The 17,242-nt window shown below is 60.2% G+C and carries 17 protein-coding genes and 3 pseudogenes; 4 read left to right on the top strand and 16 right to left on the bottom strand.

Annotation, left to right across the window (positions count from 1 at the left end; translation table 11 throughout):
* The first annotated feature begins 40 nt into the window (after positions 1-40).
* The 3 genes from N2600_RS28140 to N2600_RS28130 all read left to right on the top strand — a co-directional run bounded on the left by N2600_RS28140 (position 41) and on the right by N2600_RS28130 (position 1,671).
* The gene (locus tag N2600_RS28140) at positions 41-403 is read left to right on the top strand and encodes a hypothetical protein (protein ID WP_260299006.1); all 363 of its coding nucleotides are present in this window, start codon (positions 41-43) and stop codon (positions 401-403) included.
* A gap of 592 nt (positions 404-995) precedes the next feature.
* Positions 996-1,238, top strand: a complete 243-nt coding sequence (locus N2600_RS28135) for a hypothetical protein (protein ID WP_260299005.1) — start codon at positions 996-998, stop codon at positions 1,236-1,238.
* Positions 1,239-1,332: 94 nt separating this feature from the next.
* On the top strand, positions 1,333-1,671 hold the full coding sequence (locus N2600_RS28130; protein ID WP_260299004.1) for a hypothetical protein: 339 nt from the start codon (positions 1,333-1,335) through the stop codon (positions 1,669-1,671).
* 767 nt (positions 1,672-2,438) lie between these two features.
* Here N2600_RS28130 and N2600_RS28125 read toward each other — a convergent pair.
* Both N2600_RS28125 and N2600_RS28120 read right to left on the bottom strand, forming a co-directional pair.
* Positions 2,439-2,675: a hypothetical protein gene (locus tag N2600_RS28125; protein WP_260299003.1), complete on the bottom strand. Its 237-nt coding sequence runs from the start codon at positions 2,673-2,675 to the stop codon at positions 2,439-2,441.
* Between the two features lie 16 nt (positions 2,676-2,691).
* On the bottom strand, positions 2,692-3,354 hold the full coding sequence (locus N2600_RS28120) for an adenylate/guanylate cyclase domain-containing protein (RefSeq protein ID WP_260299002.1): 663 nt from the start codon (positions 3,352-3,354) through the stop codon (positions 2,692-2,694).
* A 444-nt stretch (positions 3,355-3,798) separates the two neighbouring features.
* On the opposite strand from N2600_RS28120, the gene N2600_RS28115 reads away from it, so the two are divergent.
* Positions 3,799-4,002, top strand: coding sequence for a cold-shock protein (locus N2600_RS28115; RefSeq protein ID WP_260299001.1), 204 nt, complete (start codon positions 3,799-3,801; stop codon positions 4,000-4,002).
* A gap of 217 nt (positions 4,003-4,219) precedes the next feature.
* Here N2600_RS28115 and N2600_RS28110 read toward each other — a convergent pair.
* The 14 genes and pseudogenes from N2600_RS28110 to N2600_RS28045 form a co-directional block, all read right to left on the bottom strand.
* Positions 4,220-4,677, bottom strand: a pseudogene (locus N2600_RS28110) (autotransporter outer membrane beta-barrel domain-containing protein); the annotation flags it as partial.
* Between the two features lie 121 nt (positions 4,678-4,798).
* Positions 4,799-4,921, bottom strand: a pseudogene (locus N2600_RS28105) (NADP-dependent oxidoreductase); the annotation flags it as partial.
* Positions 4,903-5,268: pseudogene (locus N2600_RS28100) on the bottom strand (Fic/DOC family N-terminal domain-containing protein); the annotation flags it as partial. The pseudogenes N2600_RS28100 and N2600_RS28105, both read right to left, overlap by 19 nt.
* Before the next feature lie 194 nt (positions 5,269-5,462).
* On the bottom strand, positions 5,463-6,086 hold the full coding sequence (locus tag N2600_RS28095) for a nucleotidyltransferase family protein (protein ID WP_260299000.1): 624 nt from the start codon (positions 6,084-6,086) through the stop codon (positions 5,463-5,465).
* A 189-nt stretch (positions 6,087-6,275) separates the two neighbouring features.
* Positions 6,276-6,971, bottom strand: coding sequence for an XdhC family protein (locus tag N2600_RS28090; RefSeq protein WP_260298999.1), 696 nt, complete (start codon positions 6,969-6,971; stop codon positions 6,276-6,278).
* Entirely contained in the window at positions 6,971-7,300 is a 330-nt protein-coding gene (locus N2600_RS28085) for an XdhC family protein (protein ID WP_170282506.1), read from the bottom strand. Before N2600_RS28085 ends, N2600_RS28090 begins: the two co-directional genes overlap by 1 nt.
* A gap of 16 nt (positions 7,301-7,316) precedes the next feature.
* Positions 7,317-9,659 carry a beta-glucosidase family protein gene (locus tag N2600_RS28080; RefSeq protein ID WP_222282147.1) on the bottom strand — a complete coding sequence of 781 codons (2,343 nt, stop codon included), beginning with the start codon at positions 9,657-9,659 and terminating at the stop codon, positions 7,317-7,319.
* A 31-nt stretch (positions 9,660-9,690) separates the two neighbouring features.
* Positions 9,691-10,170: a MarR family winged helix-turn-helix transcriptional regulator gene (locus N2600_RS28075; RefSeq protein WP_170282504.1), complete on the bottom strand. Its 480-nt coding sequence runs from the start codon at positions 10,168-10,170 to the stop codon at positions 9,691-9,693.
* A gap of 54 nt (positions 10,171-10,224) precedes the next feature.
* Positions 10,225-10,824, bottom strand: coding sequence for a cysteine hydrolase family protein (locus N2600_RS28070; RefSeq protein ID WP_222282146.1), 600 nt, complete (start codon positions 10,822-10,824; stop codon positions 10,225-10,227).
* Positions 10,824-11,873 (bottom strand): ABC transporter ATP-binding protein, encoded by a 1,050-nt coding sequence (locus N2600_RS28065; RefSeq protein ID WP_170282502.1) that lies wholly within the window; start codon positions 11,871-11,873, stop codon positions 10,824-10,826. The genes N2600_RS28070 and N2600_RS28065 overlap by 1 nt, the downstream gene beginning before the upstream one ends.
* Positions 11,860-12,639 carry an ABC transporter permease gene (locus N2600_RS28060; protein ID WP_170282501.1) on the bottom strand — a complete coding sequence of 260 codons (780 nt, stop codon included), beginning with the start codon at positions 12,637-12,639 and terminating at the stop codon, positions 11,860-11,862. The genes N2600_RS28065 and N2600_RS28060 overlap by 14 nt, the downstream gene beginning before the upstream one ends.
* A 10-nt stretch (positions 12,640-12,649) precedes the next feature.
* Positions 12,650-13,564, bottom strand: coding sequence for an ABC transporter permease (locus N2600_RS28055; RefSeq protein WP_222282145.1), 915 nt, complete (start codon positions 13,562-13,564; stop codon positions 12,650-12,652).
* On the bottom strand, positions 13,554-14,630 hold the full coding sequence (locus tag N2600_RS28050) for an ABC transporter substrate-binding protein (protein WP_222282144.1): 1,077 nt from the start codon (positions 14,628-14,630) through the stop codon (positions 13,554-13,556). The genes N2600_RS28055 and N2600_RS28050 overlap by 11 nt, the downstream gene beginning before the upstream one ends.
* A 364-nt stretch (positions 14,631-14,994) precedes the next feature.
* Positions 14,995-17,232, bottom strand: coding sequence for an MGH1-like glycoside hydrolase domain-containing protein (locus N2600_RS28045; RefSeq protein ID WP_222282143.1), 2,238 nt, complete (start codon positions 17,230-17,232; stop codon positions 14,995-14,997).
* Positions 17,233-17,242 lie beyond the last annotated feature (10 nt).

The raw sequence follows: 17,242 nt of genomic DNA, 5'->3' as shown, positions 1-17,242 counted from the left end.
CGCGCGCGCATGTTAAGCCCCACTAAAGGAGGTTTGAGTTATGGCGAAGAAAAACAGGATTCCCAGGAAGGTCGCAGGTTACAAAATTCCGAAAGCAATCCGGAAGTCGCCGATGCTGAAAGCATTGCTGTCTAGCGATATCGGTCGCGGCGTATTGGCAAATGCCCTGACGGCGGCGGCTGGTGCCGGAGCAGCCGTACTGCTCGACGAACCCGGCGAGGTCGCCAGCGCGGCGGGCAAGGGAGCGAGCAAAGGCAAGCGAGCAGTCGGTATTGCCGGTTCTGCGATAAGCGAAGCGACGGATGCTGCAATGGATGTCATCAGAGCCAATGCTCGCGACCACCTGCCAAAGAAGGCACGGGAGGACGACCATAGCCGCCCTCGCCGGGGCGCGACGCACTGACGCTCGCGCCCGTTCTCGATTCGGTTTCGGATGCAAGCTTCCTCGAAAACTATGCGACGCGTAAATTTGCGCGTAGCGGTTTCGAGAAGGTCGCGGTCGCCGCCTTGGCCCGCATGGTGGTGTTGTTAATCAAAAAGCATCCAATGGTAGCCGCAGAACTTCTGCTCGCCGGCACTGGTCGAGCGGGTCTGGTCGGATGGAGAGAGCTGAGTTCTCAGCTACAGGCGCATTCCAGGCTCGAAAGCAGACAAGCTCGGCATTCGGTTCCACTGATCACCCGCGGGAGGTGAAGGCGGGCCGGCCCAGCGTCAATGGTCTTCGGAAGCCGCTCTCCCGGCCCACGCACCTCGCCGACCGCATGAACAATCATGCGAGGCCAGGAGGAAGGGCTACGCTGCTGCAACGAGATTGCTCACAGAAGTTCTGCAAGGCCGCTCTGGCAAGTCCGATGTTAAACGCCCATAAAAATATATGAAAATGTCCTTTATGTAGAATGTGAGGTGTTTTGTATGTCGCAGGTCGAAGATCCGCCGCCTCTTTCGCTGGAATTGAAGGCGGCCATTCGAAAAGAAATCATTCAGCGGGAGCAGCGATGAAGGAGAGTGATCTCAAAGAACTGGGCGAGGCGATCCTCAAGGAGACGCGGTCCGATATCACACCCAAACAACTCATCAAAGCAGTGCGAAAAGCGCATCCGGAGGCGACGAAGAAGGAGATCGTCCGGGCTGCGTTCTATGCACTGATCGCTAACGCCGATCGGGAACCTGAAAAGGCGACGGCGCTGCAGAATTTCGCGATCACCCAGCGCATGAACGATGACGAGCTGCAGGACTGACGGGCCTCGTCGGCATGGAATTTCATTGTTCTGTCACGCAACCTTCTGCCGATGACGGACTTAAGCGAAAGGTCCACCAGCAAAGGAAGATGCTATGTCAGATGATCGCAAGAGCGCCCCGCCGGCAAAGCAGGCGGTTTTGACTCCAGAAACGAATGTGGTCGATCGCGCAGAAGCGGCAACATTGGTAGAAGACCTGCGCCGCGATGTCGAACCCTCGACGCAAGCCCGTCAAACCGCAGATCAATCCGAAAATGCAGTGAGCTGGCAGGCCGATCCCGCAGATGTCACAAACGCGGTTTTCTCGGCGGCCAGCCTGTCGTTGATCTTGTGGAGCCAGTCTCTGTCGATGGCGCGAATGTTCTGGTCGCTGCCGATGACAATGTGGCAGGCCGGGCTCGCCAATCCATCGACCGACAAGAACATCGGCTAGAGCCTTTCCAGGATGACGAAAAGCATGGTCGGTTTTCCACCGACATCATGCTCCAACGCCTAGGATTCTAAGCAAAAGGCAGTTTCGCTGGCTGCGAGCGAAGGTCGCGAAGCACATCCTTCGGCCCTGGCTGATGGACATGGCGTGCGGCCTCCGTCAGAGGCACCCATTTCCGCCGGCGCTGCGCGCTCTCCGGAAAATCGTCGTCGATCTCGGCGACATCAAGAGCATGGACCGTGACATGGAGGGGGCCAGTTCCGCCCGGACTTGCGATAGGTGTAGGTGCCGAGTACCTTGCAGCTGCAAGCTGTATCGTCAAGCGCAACGAGGGATCATAAGAAAATGTCGTCGGCCCTTCGAACGCCTTGCGGTCCTCCGGGTCAATTGGCGACTGAGGATGGTCGCGAAACAGGGTCGAACGGGTGGCGCACCAAAGCCCCAAGCAGCAACCACGTCCGGCCTAGAACGTACCTCGTAGTAGAGATTTGCGATCTTCTCGCGCCATTCCCACAGTTGTTGAGTGTCGTTCAAATCATTTCCCCCATGTCGGAAATTTCGTCGCTCTCGTTCATCGACGCTCGCCCAATCACCGCGGCGCAACTTTAAGCAATCACGCACTGATCCGAAAGGTGCCGTCTAGCGGAGAAGCTCTTGGTCGATGGACCCGGCGAATTGAAACGTGTTTCCTCGTGTCTTGTCTTGATGTTTGAGCGCTATCCAACTGACGATGTGCTTCCTATCATCTCGCCATCGAAATGACTGTTGAATTATTCGCTGAAGAGCGAGCGCGAGAAATCGTTCCTGAAACTATCGCGCCGGGTTGTTGCGAGGAGCGCCTTCTTGTGAGGACTCGCGCAACGGCCCAGGTCCACGACATGCATGTCGTTCTCGCGAAGTTCCAGACCCGCCGCCGCCGGCGTGACCCCCTGTTCGACTTCGGCCTTCAGTCCCGGAGTCGCGACGGTGATGGGGCAAATGGTGACGAATTCCTTCCCGACGCCCATGTTGACGATGTCACCGTCACCGCGGCAACGTGTAAGTCTGCGGCGAGCGGCGATACGCTTCTTCACACTGCGGCGAGCAAAACCACGGTCCTTCGGGGGCGGCCCGCCTGTACGACGAGTACGGCGCATGCATCTTGCACACCGGGTCGATCCAGGCGGGGTCCGCAGACGGAGCAAGCTCGATCTCATAGAGAGCGACTTCCCCTGCTACTGACCTAAGCTCCACCATTCCGAGATCCCGCACCAGGATGCCTCTGGCGGCGGCCGCCTCGGCAACGGGCTGGGTGGCGAGCAACTGGCCGGGTGACGCGAGCGCGGCGATTCGTGCTGCAACGTTGACCGTCGATCCAAAGAGATCGCCTGCTCTGCGGACGACCGGCCCGTGGTTCAGCCCGGTCCGGGTGAGCGGCAGCCGCGGCTCCTTCCGGCAGGCCTGCAGCAGCGGTCCGAGTACCTGGATCGCCGTACCCGGTTCAGGAAACGATAGCATTGCCTCGTCGCCGATCCATTTGATCGGCGGCTCGTAGTCGCTGAGCGCGTCGCCGACCATGCTCTCGAATATTTCAAGCACGTCAAGCGCGGCCGCGTCTCCGTAAACGTCCGAGATCGCGCTGAATCCCGCGATATCTATGAACGCAACGGTAGCCGGCGCGCTCGCTATATTCTCTCGCTGCCTCACATCCGCCTCCATGGCCCGAAGATTTGACCCCAGCAACGCCGCATTCTCGCTCGCGTTCGCTTCCCAAGCAACCTGCGAAAATCCTTGTCGAAACGAGCTGCGATGTGGTGGCTCGCGGAAGAAATCCGCACGGGCATGACGCCGCTTCCGGAGGAAGTCGTGCTGACGGAACCTGTAGACGAGATAGAAGACACGCCGTACGCGATGGCGGTGTGAAATCGATGGATTAGCGCCATTTTTCCAATATGTGAGAGCGCCGCTTGACCAGCGACTTGCTGCCTCTGCGTCGAACGACAGTGCTCCAATTCATTCAGGAAGATTGCTGCGACCGGCCGCTGCTCGGCACAGCCTCACTGACGTTCTACCGAGCGGATGCAGTTGCGAAACGCGGATGCGCTGCCTATGAGTCGAGGCGTCACCAACAAGGACACGGGGGGAATTCGATTGGCGAACGGCACGGTTAAGTTTTTCAATCAGGACAAGGGTTTCGGGTTCATCACGCCGGACGATGGCGGCCAGGACGTGTTCGTCCACGTGAGCAGCGTAGAGGGGTCGACCCTACTGCGCGAGGGCCAGAAGGTGGCCTACGAGATCGGCCAGGATCGCGGGACGGGGAGGTCGAGGGCGGAAAACGTCCGCGCGATCTAGCGGGTCCGGGGAGCAGTTCCATGGCCGGAACTGACAGGATAATGCAGCGGCAATCGGCGGTGTCAGTTCCGTACGGTTCAGCACCGGAACTGGTGCCTTCGAAAGAAGTTACTTCTCCGATTGCCATGGTACTTGGCGATCTATCGGAGCCGCGCAGAGGCAAGATCATTGGTCCACTTCCCACCAGCGCCTCTGCGCGACCGCTACTTCTAGCCCGCTACCACTTCACACTGAATCCGACTTGGCGCCGATGGCGCTGCTGGCGCCGAAGTCCTTGAGGCTGGTGCGGGCAAACGCTTCACCGTGGGCTGCATAACGCTCATCAGACCAACTGAGTGAACCGCCCAGGCCCAGACCGCCCCAAAGCGCCTGGTTCTCACTCACGACGCTGGTTCCGGAGACGTCGACATCCGAGCCGTCTAGGAAGTCGTAATAGAGATTGGCGATGCCGTAGAGCGTAGAGCGGCTGGTCTTTCCTGAGGCATCCTTCCAATCGCTGTCAAAATCGGCCGAGACGCCGAGGCGGCCGGTCAGGCTGTCACCGTCGTCAAGCGAGACATCGGCGCCATAGGCATCGGTGAAGCTGTCGAAGCGCACGGAGGAATAGGCGAGTTGCGCCTGCGGCGTCAGCGACCATTGGCTCGTCAGAGCGATATTCTGTCCGGCTTCCGCGCTTGCCGCCAGTCGGAATTCCACCCGAGCTGGCCATCCGCCGAAGCGATGATGAACGGCAGGCTTAGGAAACCGTGCAATGCGCACCCCTGGGGGAATCCTTCCAGGGAGTGCCGTGTCGTGCTCACGGGAGAATGCGAATGACCGTCTTTCCCGCGCGTCGCTCCGTGGAATTGAAGGTGGCGACCGCATCGTCCAGACTTGAAACCTTGCCGATGTTCGTCAGCAGTACATCATGGCGTCGACGTAGTTCGAAACTTCGCGGGTATCGTCGACAGGTTGTCCCGCCTGCGCTTCCGTTTCAAAACGTAGAAGATCGGAGAGCGTCGACTGTGTTCCTTCGATCTGTGAAGAAAGAACAGCCTCCTTCCTGACATACATGTAAAGAAAGAGCTCCTGACGAGTGAGAAGCATCGTGATACCATCTAGCCGTCCGAGAGCTCGCTCTGCCAAGCTGAGACGCTCCAGAAGTGAAAGAACATCAATGGCAGGCATAGGCGGCAATGGCGGAGGTACGAATGCCCGCACGGTTTCGCCAGCAACGGCTGTTTCGACAAAGCGGCCGAATCGCTGATTTAGTTCGGAGTCAGACACGGGCTGATTATGATTTTCACCTGCTATTTAAGCAAGCGGGCATTCGCTTAAATAACGAAGCAGGTAAGGTAAGCGCTCTTAAATAAGCGTACGCCCCAGTCGAGCGCCTTCAAAGAATTCGACTGGCAGACCTCATCATCGGTTCGAGTTGGATAAGCCATATTTATGGAACTGGCGCTGCGCGGTCCGATAGTCTAGCAGTCCTCAACAGGAATGCCACCGGCAGCGATAATCGCCTCGGCGGTATCGACATCGGTTAGCGCCGCGGTTCCTATCTCGACTTCAACGACCTGCAGCCCCGATGTTCTGATCAGGTCGCGGGCACCGATATCGCCCCTCAAGCGGAGAACGCTGTCGTTAAGGGACCGTGGTAAGATTACCGGGTTGCCTCGCATACCCTCAGACGCGGCGCAAACGATTGCGGCGCCGTCCGCGACTTGGAACGCGTCAATCAGCTGATTCAGATTGACTGTAGAAATGCCTGGCATATCGGCAAGCAAAATCAGAACACCATCGGCGCCGTCGGCTACAGCAGCGGAAAATCCGGTCGCCAGTGAACTCGACATACCCGCTCCGTAGTCTGGATTGACGATAAGATGCACGGGCAGGCCTGTGAGAACGTCGCGGATATCGTCCTGCCGATGGCCGACGACGACGATAATGGAAAGGGCGGCACTGGCGTTGGCGACCAAAGCCGAGCGACGCACGAGCGGCATTCCGTCAAACATGGCCAACAGCTTGTGCCCGCCATTCGAGCCCATGCGCGTTGCCAAGCCAGCCGCCAGCACGACGATTGATACATTCGGCTTTGCTCCCATCTCTTTCCCGATCCCACCAACGCCGCAGCGTCCTCCGTCGACAAACTCCAGGTTGCGAGGTCGCGAACGTGCAGCGGCTTTTACCTCGGCAGCAATGCGTTTTCGAAACGACGCCTTGCAGCAGCTTAGCGTCCAGGCGAGCTATTTTCCATCTGCGTCATCCCTGAAGGGTGAGTCTCTCCGTAGGCGCTACGCAGGCATCGTCTGGCGGCTGCTCGTGCGAAGCGCTTTGATGACCTGAGCAAGGATCGCTACGGAGATCTCAGCTGTATTGGATGCGCCGATGTCGAGCCCGATCGGCGCGTGGATCGTTGAAAGCGCATCGGCACCGAAGCCGTATGCGGCAAGGCGGCCCGTCCGCGCTGCGTGGGTCTTTCGGCTGCCGAGCGCGCCGATATAGAAGCAGCCGGTGCGCAATGCCTCGGCTAGCGGAAAATCATCGATCTTGGGATCGTGGGTGAGTGCGACTAAGGCGGTATAGCGGTCGAGTGGATCCGCCATCAATGCATCGACGGGCCAATCGGTGCATATCTGCACATCGGGAAAGCGATCACGCGTCGCAAAGGCTGTGCGCGGATCGATGATGCGCACATCGAAGCCGGCCGACCTTGCCATCGGCGTCAGATACTGGCTGATATGGACGGCGCCGATGACGGCGATGCGGGGGGCAGGTATGTAGACATTGAGGAAGCCGCTGGCATCTATCGTTTCGAAAGCCATCGAGCGGCCAGACCGAAAGGCGCCTTCGACGAGCGCGGCAAATGGCGGCTCGACTGGATCCCCGTCCAGGAAGATATGCTCTTTTCCCCGAAAATCTGTCAGCAGCACGACGGCGAGACGTTTCCGGCGCGCGGCGTTTAAACGCTGCAGGCTGTCGCGGAGCATCAGCCGAGCCTTTCGACAAAGACACGGATGCGCCCGCCGCACGACAGCCCGGCGCGCCAGGCGGTCTCGTCCGCAACGCCGAATTCCAGCATCTGCGCCTTGCCGGCGGCAATTACCTCGGCAGCGGCGGCAATCACCGCACCCTCGACGCAGCCACCGGAAACCGAACCCTCGAAGTTGCCATCACCATCGACCACCAGATGACTGCCAACCGGACGCGGCGCCGAACCCCACGTCTCGATCACCGTCGCAATCGCAACAGCTCGGCCCGCTTCCATCCAAAGCTCGGCCGTCAGCAGCGGGTCGGTCAGGTTCGTCTGGATGGTCATTCCTGCGGGCCTCAATCTAGTGTTGGTTCAGTTCTGAAAAGACTTCGGCAATATCCGCCTCTTTGACGCTGTCTCCGACATACCAGCTCAAAGTGTCGTAGAAGCCGAGAAAGGAGCCCTTTGTCTTGGCAAGAAGGGCCATGGCGTCGGCGGCGGAGATCGAAAGCCTGCTGACGAAGAAACGAACGAGAGCGGGCTCGGTGTTCGGGTGGGCAAATACAAGCGCTGTCGGAGAGTTGGCCGAAATCGTCGGCAGGGCCGGAGCCTCCGACCTGCATGGCAAGGTGATCGACAAGCGGATGTCTCTGGAGGATGCAGCCGCTTCGATTACAAAAGCCTCGGCATCGAGAACCCAAGCCGAACGCGACGTGTCGAAATACTGGAAGTCTCGCAGCGACAGCCCAAGCGTTACCCTCTTCGCTTCTCCTGGCGCCAGATGAAGCTTGGTGAAGGCCTTAAGCTCACGGACTGGTCGTTTGAGACCCGGCTTAATCGGCCGGACATAGAGTTGCACGATTTCCTTGCCGGCAACCGTACCTGTGTTGCGTATGGTAAGGGCGGCGGTGCAGCCGGCGCCGGGCGTGATCGCCTGCGTATCGAGCCTGAGATCCTCATAGGCGAACGTGGTGTAGCTGAGCCCATGTCCGAACGGAAAGGCTGGCGTCATCGCCTTCAGATCGTAGAACCGGTAACCGACGAAAATGCCCTCGCTATAGACATGCCGGCCATGCTCGCCCGGATAGGTGTGCCAGCCCGGAATATCCCGCATGCGAACCGGCATGCTGGCGGAGAGCTTGCCGCACGGGTTCTGCTCGCCAAACAGGATGCGGGCCAGTGCTTCGCCACCGCCCTGCCCGGCATAGAAGCTGGCCAGCACGGCGTCGACATCCCCGATCCATGGCATCTCGACCGTGTCTGGCATCGAGAGCACGACGACGAGCTTGCGACCTGTCGCCGCCAACGCCGTGATGAGTGCATCGTGGCTGGCGGCGAGTTTCAGTGTGTCGCGGTCGTTGCCCTCGCCGTGCCGGCTCTTCTCGTTTTCCGCAAACACGACAACGACATCGGCACGCTCCGCGGCTTCGACGATCGCCTCGATCGACGCCGTTACGTCGGGCTGCGCGACCGGCGAGAAGGGCAGATGCCGGACCTTCAGGCTGTCTCCTGCCCGCGCGGCAATCTGAACGAACGGACTGTCGACGCGATAGGGATTGGTGGTGGCCGAGCCGGAGCCTTGGATAACAGGAGTGACGGCGCCGTCGCCGACAATGAGAAGCTCACCCGGCCGGCCGGGATCGAGCGGCAGCGCCTGGCCCTCATTGCGCAGCAGCACGATCGATTCCGCCGCGATGTCGCGCGCCAGCGTATGATGCGCCTCGAAATCCGCCGGCGTGCCGCGCCGCTCGCTCGACTTGCATTTGCGCACGAACGCCAGAACTTTAGCGCAAGCCGCATCGATCACCTCGGGCGCCACGTCGCCGGCGTTGATCGCCGCATGGAGACGCGCCTTTCGGGGCTTGCTTTCCGGCATGTCGAGTTCGGTGCCGGCATCGAGTGCTGCGGCACGATCCTTGATCGCGTGCCAGTCTGACAGGACAAGCCCGTCATAGCCCCATTCATCGCGCAGCACGGTTCGCAACAGCCAATGATGTTCGGCGGCCTGGATGCCGTTCAGCGGATTATAAGCGCTCATCACGGTCCACGGCGCGCTCTTTTCGATGGCCCGCTCGAAGCCTGCCAAGTATATTTCGCGCAGGGTGCGCTCATCGACATCGGAACTGGTCGTGGTTCGCTCGATTTCGGAATTATTGCAGGCGAAGTGCTTGAGCGAGGCGCCGACGCCGTTATTCTGCAATCCGCAGATGACGGCCGCCGCCATGTCGCCGCTGATAACAGGATCCTCGGAATAATACTCGTAGGCCCGCCCAGCCAGTGGCGTGCGCCTTATGTTGATGCCGGGGCCTAAAAGCAGATGAACCCCGAAATCCTGGCACTCGGCGGCCAGCGCAGCGCCCATGCGATAGGCAAGATCGATATCCCAGGAACAGCCGAGCAGATTGCCGTTGGGAAAGCATGTGGCTGGACGGGTGGCACCGAACATGCCGCCCGATTCGTCGCCGTGTTGCCCGACGAGATCGAGGAACGCCCGCAGACTGTCTTCGTCGTTATCGCCAGCGTCGATCTGGGTGGTCGAGTAGCGCACTCCGTAGGCCCCATCGGTCATGACGATCGAAGGAACACCGAGCCTTTCGATCGATGCCGTCTTCCACAGGCCACGCCCGCTCAACAGATCGACCTTTTCGGCCAGCGTCATCTGATCGACAAGGGCTCGAATTTCGGCGTCGCTCGGCTGGAACATGAATGGTCTCCTCTAAGGGATCAGGCGTGCGTCAACAGATCTTCTGAAGGAGTTCCATCAGCATCATCCGCTCGGCAATCGTCAGCGTGCTCAGCGTTTCCTGCGAGATCTGCAGCGCGACCGACAGGTTGCGGGCCACTGTCGCCTCGCCTTCCGGCGTCAGCGTCAGCACCAGCCGACGCGCGTCGGTCGCGTCGGGGGCGGTGTGAACCAGGCCACGCTTCACCAGTCGATCGACAACGCCCTTGATGGTCGCCATATCCATGGCGGTCTCGCGGCCGAGATTGCCCTGCGAACAGGGCTGCAGGTCCTTCAGCCTGACGAGCGCCGCCCATTGGGTGGTGGTCAGCTTCTCCGCCATCAGGCTCGCAAAGATCGCCACGTGCCGCTGGTTGGCCTGGCGAAGATAGAAGCCGATCTGCTCGCCAAGTGTATACTGGGCCTGCTGGCCGGGCCCTTCGGTCGCTGCGGTCTTTTGTCGACCGTCTTTTTCTTTGAACGGAACGTCCATCGGATCTCTCAAATCTGCCTGTTCCTCGTGATGACCGGCATGGCGCTGCCGTATTCACTCTCGCCATAAATTCAGAATGGCTTCTGTCGTTAGAATTTCAATCTGCTCCGAAAGCCTTGGCGCCAGGATCTCGATGATCATGGCATGTGCCTTCATGTCGCCGCTTGCCACCGCATCCTTGGCCAGAATGACCCGGTAGCCGGCGTCGACCGCATCAAGAACGCTGGCGTAGACGCAGACGTCGGTCTCGACGCCAGAGAAAATCAGCGTGTCCGTTGCCGATCCTTGCAAACGCGCAGTAAACCCGGGCGAGCCAAAGACCGAGTAGGTCTCCTTGTCGACGATGGAGCCTGGATCGGCAATCGCTGTAAGCGGCGCCACCAGATCCAGCATGGCGATATCGAGTTCATCCAGCGTCACCGATGGCCAGCGACGATAGTAGGTCTTCCAGCGACCCGTAGCATCTTCGGCACTTTGGGGCACCATGAAGCGAGCAAAGACAGTCTCAGCGGGCCGCGCTTTGCTGAGCGCCACCACCTTGGCAAGGATGCCTTCAATCGCTGGCGTATACCACGCCGTTTGCTCAGCGAAGAGGCGTTGCATGTCGATGACGACATGCAACGCATTCCTGGAGAGTGGCGCGGGTGCCATCATCAGTCGGCCACGGGCACGGTGTGTTCCGCGGCCCAGGTCAGGGTGATGGTGTCGCCATCACTCAGGACTTTGCCATCGCGGTTCTGTGCAAACAGCTTCAGCGGCAGACCGTCTGCGGTTTCCAGCAGATAGGACAGCACGGGACCTGCGTAGATGACGGTGGTAATGCGTGCCGTCAGGCCGTTGCCGTCCGTCGGACCCGATGCGATCGACATCTTCTCCGGGCGCACGGCGAGCGTGACGTTCGAACCGCTTGCGGGCAACGTGGCGGTGGTCTGAACTACCGTCCCATCGGCGAGACGCACAGCGCCGTTCTCCACGGTGCCTGTGAGGAAGTTGGAGTCGCCGAGGAATTCGGCGGCAAAGCGCGTCAGCGGTCGCTCATAGACGGTTTCCGGCTCGCCAATCTGGACGATGCGGCCCTTGTCGAGGATCGCTACTTTATCGGACAGCGTCAGCGCCTCTTCCTGGTCATGCGTCACGAAGATGGTGGTCAGGCCACTCTCACGCTGTATGCGCAAAAGCTCGACCTGCATTTCCTGGCGCAGGCGTCGATCGAGCGCCGACAACGGCTCGTCGAGGAGCAGCACGCTCGGCTTGATGACGATGGCGCGGGCCAGTGCGACGCGCTGTTGCTGGCCGCCGGACAACTGCTTCGGCGTGCGGTCGCCGAAGCCGGGAAGACGAACCATTTCGAGAGCACGATCGACTTCCTTGCGGGCGGCGGCGCCCTTGATGCCCCGGCGCTCGAGACCGAAGGCGACGTTCTGCGCGATCGTCATGTGCGGGAACAATGCGTAAGACTGGAACATCATGCCGATGTTGCGGCCCCAGACCGGGATGTGGGTGACATCGTTATTGCCGATCGTGACAGCGCCCTGATCCGGCTTGATAAAGCCCGCGATGATGCGCAGGAGAGTGGTCTTGCCGGAGCCGGATGGGCCGAGAAGGCTGGTGAAAGAGCCTTCGGGGAACTCGGTGGTGATATCGGACAGGACCGGCGTCGTGCCATAGGTCTTGGCGACGGAATTGACTTTAACGTTTGTCACTTGTGTCTCCGGGCTTGGCGAAGCGCGCAAAAATCAGGATGATCGTCATCGAGCCGAGCAGAAGCACGGTGGAGATCGCGTTGATTTCAGGGGTGAAGCCCTTGCGGATCGAGGAGTAGATCTGCACCGGCAGGGTGGTGTATCCGGGCGTTGCGAGGAAGTAGGAAATCACGAACTGGTCGAGCGACACGGCGAAGGCGAAGAGCGCGGCGCCAAGGATGCTCGGATAAAGCAGCGGTAGCGTCACCGAGAAGAAGGCGTGAACCGGTGTCGAACCAAGGCTCATCGCGGCTTCTTCAAGGTCGGCTCGGATTGTCTTGAAGCCCGTGCCAACGACCAGAACAACGTAGGGGATGGCGAGCGCCACGTGGCCGATCAACAGGGCGTGCATGCCGCGCCCGATACCGGTCCAATAAAAGAAGATCAGCATGGCCGTGCCGGTGATCAGCCAGGGAATGGCAATCGGCGGCAGCAGCATCAGTTGCAGGAGACTTCTGCCGCGAAAGGTCCGGCGCGACAGCGCAACGGACGCCATGGTACCCAAAGCCGTCGCCAGAACCGCGGTGATACTGGCGATCACCAGGCTGTTCAGGCCCGCCGTCAGAAGGATGCTGTTGTCCCAGAGCGCGTTGTACCATTGCAGCGAGAAATGGAATGGCAGTTCGTAAAGTGGCGAAGCGTTGAACCCCATCGCCATCATCACGAGAATGGGCGTGTAGAGGAAGATGAGGATGGCGATGAGATAGATTGGACCGAGCGTTTTCATGATCCCTTCCTCAAGCGACCGTTCCGCGGCGCAGGACACCGGAGAAGGTTGCGAAAATTGCGAGCACGACAGCCAGCAGCGTAAAGGACAACGATGCGCCCAAAGGCCAGTTGAAGGCCTGGGTGAACTGATCCTCGATCACCGTTCCCATGGTCACGCCGACACGACCGCCCAGAATGCGCGGTTCCATGAATGAACCGATGACCGGAATGAAGATCAAAACGGCGCCGGAGATCAGCCCGGGAGCCGCAAGCGGCACCAAAATCTTGAACAGGATGGTCCACCAGCGCGCGCCGAGACTTGAAGCAGCCTCAATGATCGCGTCGTCGATGGCCACCAGCGCTATGTAGCAGGTCAGGATCATGTACGGCAGGTAGCCGTGAACAAGACCAACCACCACGGCATAGCGCGTGTAGAGAAAGCCGATGGAACCCGCGTCCGGAGCAATCATATGCAGCAGACTGTCGAGAAAGCCGTTTTCGCGCAGCACCATGGTCCACGAAAAGACGCGCACAAGACCGTTGGTCCAGAATGGCAGGAGAATGAGGATCAACAACATCTCGCGCGTCTTGCCGAAGGTCGAGCGGACCAGTGCCACGGCCGCCAGGAAACCAAGCACCGCGCAGAACAGCGTCGTCCAGAAGCCGATCAGCAGCGACGTGATGCCGATCCCGACCAGATAGGGTTGATCGATGAACGCGCGGTACTGCTTCAGCGTAAAGACGATCGGGGCCTTGCCCATCGGTGTCGCCGACATGAAGCTGAACACGAACATGGTCAGCAGCGGCAGAAAGACGGCAAGTGTCAGCCACCCATAGGTCGGCAGCAGCAGCGCCGTCGTCGAAACCCATGGCGGGAGTGGGCGCCGGCTGCGCGGACCCGAAGGTCCGCGCTCTGACGCTGATGCCAGACGATCATTCTGCATAGAAGGCTTTCACTTCCTGCCAGATATTGTTGAAGGCTTCGCGCCGGTCATCGGGAATGCCCGATACAAAGGACGTCGTCTTCAAATATTCGGTCTTGTGTACCAGGCGGGTGAGATCGTCAGCAGGAAGTGCTGAAAGGGCTGCCGAATTTGAAGAAGCGGGGGCCCCAATCTTGGTTGCCCATTCGACATAGAATGTCGGATCGATCATCCAGTTGACGAATGCAAGAGCACCTTCTGGATTCGGAGCCGATGTCGGAACACCGAGACCATCGACCCAACCGACGCCGCCTTCCTTAGGCACTACGAACTGAACCGGAAGTTTAGAAACGCGCTTGGATCGCACCGAGCCGCCCGACCAGAACAGCGACAGGTCGAATTCCTTGGCGGCGAACGACTTGTTCCACTGATCTTCAGTCGACCACAGCAACCTGACGTTCGGCTTGATCGATTTCAGCGCGGCCTTAACAGCAGCCAGATCCTTGGGATCGTTGATGTCCTGCCCGCTCATCAGCGCGCCAACGCCGACATTGATGATGGCGTCGTCGTCCATGGCAACACGGCCCTTATAGGCCGGGTCGGCGAGCACCGCGTAACTGTCGGGAACGGTCATGCCTTCACGGATGGCAAGCGAGGTCATGCCCCAGACCCACGGAACGGCATAACCCTTGCCGTCCTTGCTGAAGTTCGGGTTGGCGCGCAGGGTCTCGTCGACTGTTGACGCGTTTGGAACCTTGCTGAAATCGATCGGCTGCAGCAGGTCTTCGGCAACCGCCTGGGCGCAACGCGCAGCGTTGAGGATAACAAGATCGTAGGCGCCCGGATTCGTGCGCATCTTGGTCAGCATTTCCGATTCCGAGCTGTAGTAGTCATGGACGACTGTGATGCCCGTCTTTTCGGTGAAAGCCTTCAGCGACCAAGCTTCGTCGGTGCCGTAGCCCTGCCAGTTGAGGACCGTGATGGATCCGGCCGAAAAGGCTTTGCGCGGCATGGTGGAGATGCTGACGCCAGCAATCAGTGCTGCGGACATCAACTTCATTGTGTTGCGTCTGGTGAGTTCAGTCATTGTGGCACCCCTCTTGAAGATACACAGTTATGGACCATCATGACCCGCGGTCATCGACCTCAACGGATCGGCTAGCTTGAAAACAAACAACGTGCCAAAGCGCGCTTAATCATTTGTATACACACTAAAAGCAGATGGGCATTGTCCGTGGGGCGCTGACATCTCGGCGAAATGAAGCGCGCGCTGCGACGCAGCGGCACACCACTTTGTAAGAAAAGCACATCACTTCATTGAGCGGCCGGCATGAATCCACGGATCTCCTGCAAGCTGTTCGTTCAACCCTCTGACTTTAGCATCAGTCTTTTATTTTATATGTACACAAACTATCGATGAGGAATCGAGACCTGTCAAGCACTGCCTTGCTTTAGTGAGCGCTTGACGATGAAAAATAGACGTCGAGCCGGCGATCCTCCGCGTGGTCAGCAATCATGACGCGTATTCCGTCGCCGCCCGACACATAGTTGATGTCCTGCCCGTTGATACGGGCGGCAAGAACATCGCCCAATGCCAAGCCTGGCAACTCGATGAAACCTGCCTCGGAGACCGGAGCAATCGTGCAGGCCACCCGCCCGTTGGCGAAGACGATGCGCGACAGCGTAGTGTGCAGATCTGTCTTCAGTGCTGCGCGCCCGTTCAATGTCATCACCAGGGTTCCGGACTTGACGACCAGCTCGAGCGTTCCCGACGGCGAGACCATAGGTCCGAGCACCACATCCCGGCCCGCATGGCGCATCGTCCATCCGGTCCACGGATCGAAGTCAACGATCTCACTGGCAGCCATCAGCGGTAGCATGGCGGCCCAGATGTAGAATGGATCGGTATCGCCCTGGTCCATCGCCTCGCCGGTGACGGCATTGTAGTTTTCGGATGCGATACGATGCTCGCGCCAATTCTTCATGAACAGGTCGTAGCTCTGGCTTGCCAGCTTGCTCGCCGCCGCCACGAAGCCGTAGCGCCGCAGGCCGAGCCAGACCATGTAGTTGACGTTCGGCCAGATGCGGCCGCGCCAGTATACGTTGTCGGCGAAGGCCGGATCGTCTCGCGTTGCGTTCGGCAGCACGAAATCACCGCCGAAGGTCGTGTCGTCGCTCAGATGCTCGAGCAGACGCTCCGCCTGCGCCGGCGTCGCGGCGCCGCACAGCAGCGGGTAGAAGCTGGTCGGCGACAGCGAGCGCACGAAACCGCCGCGCCGCTGGCGATTGGCGAAGATGCCGCGGCTCTCGTCCCAGAGCGTCTGCGAGATCAGCGTCCGCTGACGCTCGGCCAGAGCGGCGAATTCGCGGGCATCGTCATGCTTGCCGAGCACGGCGGCCATTTTCGAAAGCATCTCGGCATCGAGAGCGGCCGCGCAGTTAAGGCCGAGATCGAAGGTCGACAGCGTCCGGGTGACGGGATCGTAGATCGCCTCGTCATGGGTCGCGGAATTGTCCATTCCGGTCTCGTTGCGCGCGGCAAAGGCCGTCCCCTTGTAGAGGCCCTCGCCCACGTCGGAGGTGCCGCAGGACAGCAGGCCGAAACCGTCCGGATCGCGGTTGTCCTGCCACCAGCGCCGATTGCGCACCAGCGCCTCGTAACTTGACTGGATCATCGACCGCTCGCCCGTCCGCTGGTAGAGCTGCCAGACGACCAACGCGCCGAACGGCAGCTGGGTGCGATCGACCCAGGCATCGTTGGAGGTGACGATGCAGGCGATATTGCCCTGCGGGGTCGCGCCGGCCATCGCGGTCGCCATGTTCTCGCGCGCCAGATCGGCGTCGAACACGCCCGCAAGAAGGGCAGCGAAAATCTGGTCGTTGAACCAGACGGCGAATTTCCCGAGGTTCCAGATCCGGGTGACCGCCGTGTAGGAACGCGCGTTGGTTTCGTCCCAGATGGTGTTCCAGGCGACGACGTCGCGCATCGCGTCGAGTGCGCCCTCGAACACGCCGGTCTGCGCATCGGCGATCTCAGCCGGCGCGTCGGCGGCAAGGCATGCCTGCGCCTTGGCGATCGCCAGTTCGGCACTGTCGGCGACGCCTGCGGCATAGGCGCCCTGGCGCATCATCTCGAGATTGAAACGCAGGGCAATCAACGGCGCTTCGCTCCTGCGGGTGGCGGTATAAAAATAGCCGTTTTCCTCGAAGTCGGCCCGTAGCGCCTCGATCGTCTCATGACCGGTGACGTGCACCGGCGCCTCGGCGGTCGCGACCGCCACGAAGCGCGTTCCGACCTTCAGCAGCGTAATATTGCGGCCCGCGTCATGGACCACCACCTCGCCGCCATCTGAGGAGATTGCCAGCGTCAGCCAGAATCGCAGTCCCCACTCGGCCGATACCTTGCCGTTCCAACTGCCGCGGATGGCGAAGGGGTCTGTCTTCGTCGTAGAAAAGGCGATCGTCGTGCCGCTGAGCTCGGTCTCCAGCTCGATCAGCGAGCCGTCGATGGTGTGACGGCCGAGGCGAACCATATCGCGTCGCGGCTCGATCGCGGAGGTCGTCTTGCTTCGGGTCGAATAGAGAACCGGTGTGATCCGCACGCCGAGCGGCAGGAAGACCATTTCGGCCGGCCGGTTGGACCAGCTATTCCAGGCACGCATCAGGGGGATCGTCGAATGTTGTGGCATGGCTCAGTAA

Origin of the sequence: Rhizobium sp. WSM1274 (assembly GCF_025200775.1) — a bacterium.
GTDB classification, from domain to species: Bacteria; Pseudomonadota; Alphaproteobacteria; order Rhizobiales; family Rhizobiaceae; genus Rhizobium; species Rhizobium leguminosarum_I.
Note: the sequence above shows the minus strand (reverse complement) of the source record. Positions and strands in the feature narration are given on the sequence as shown.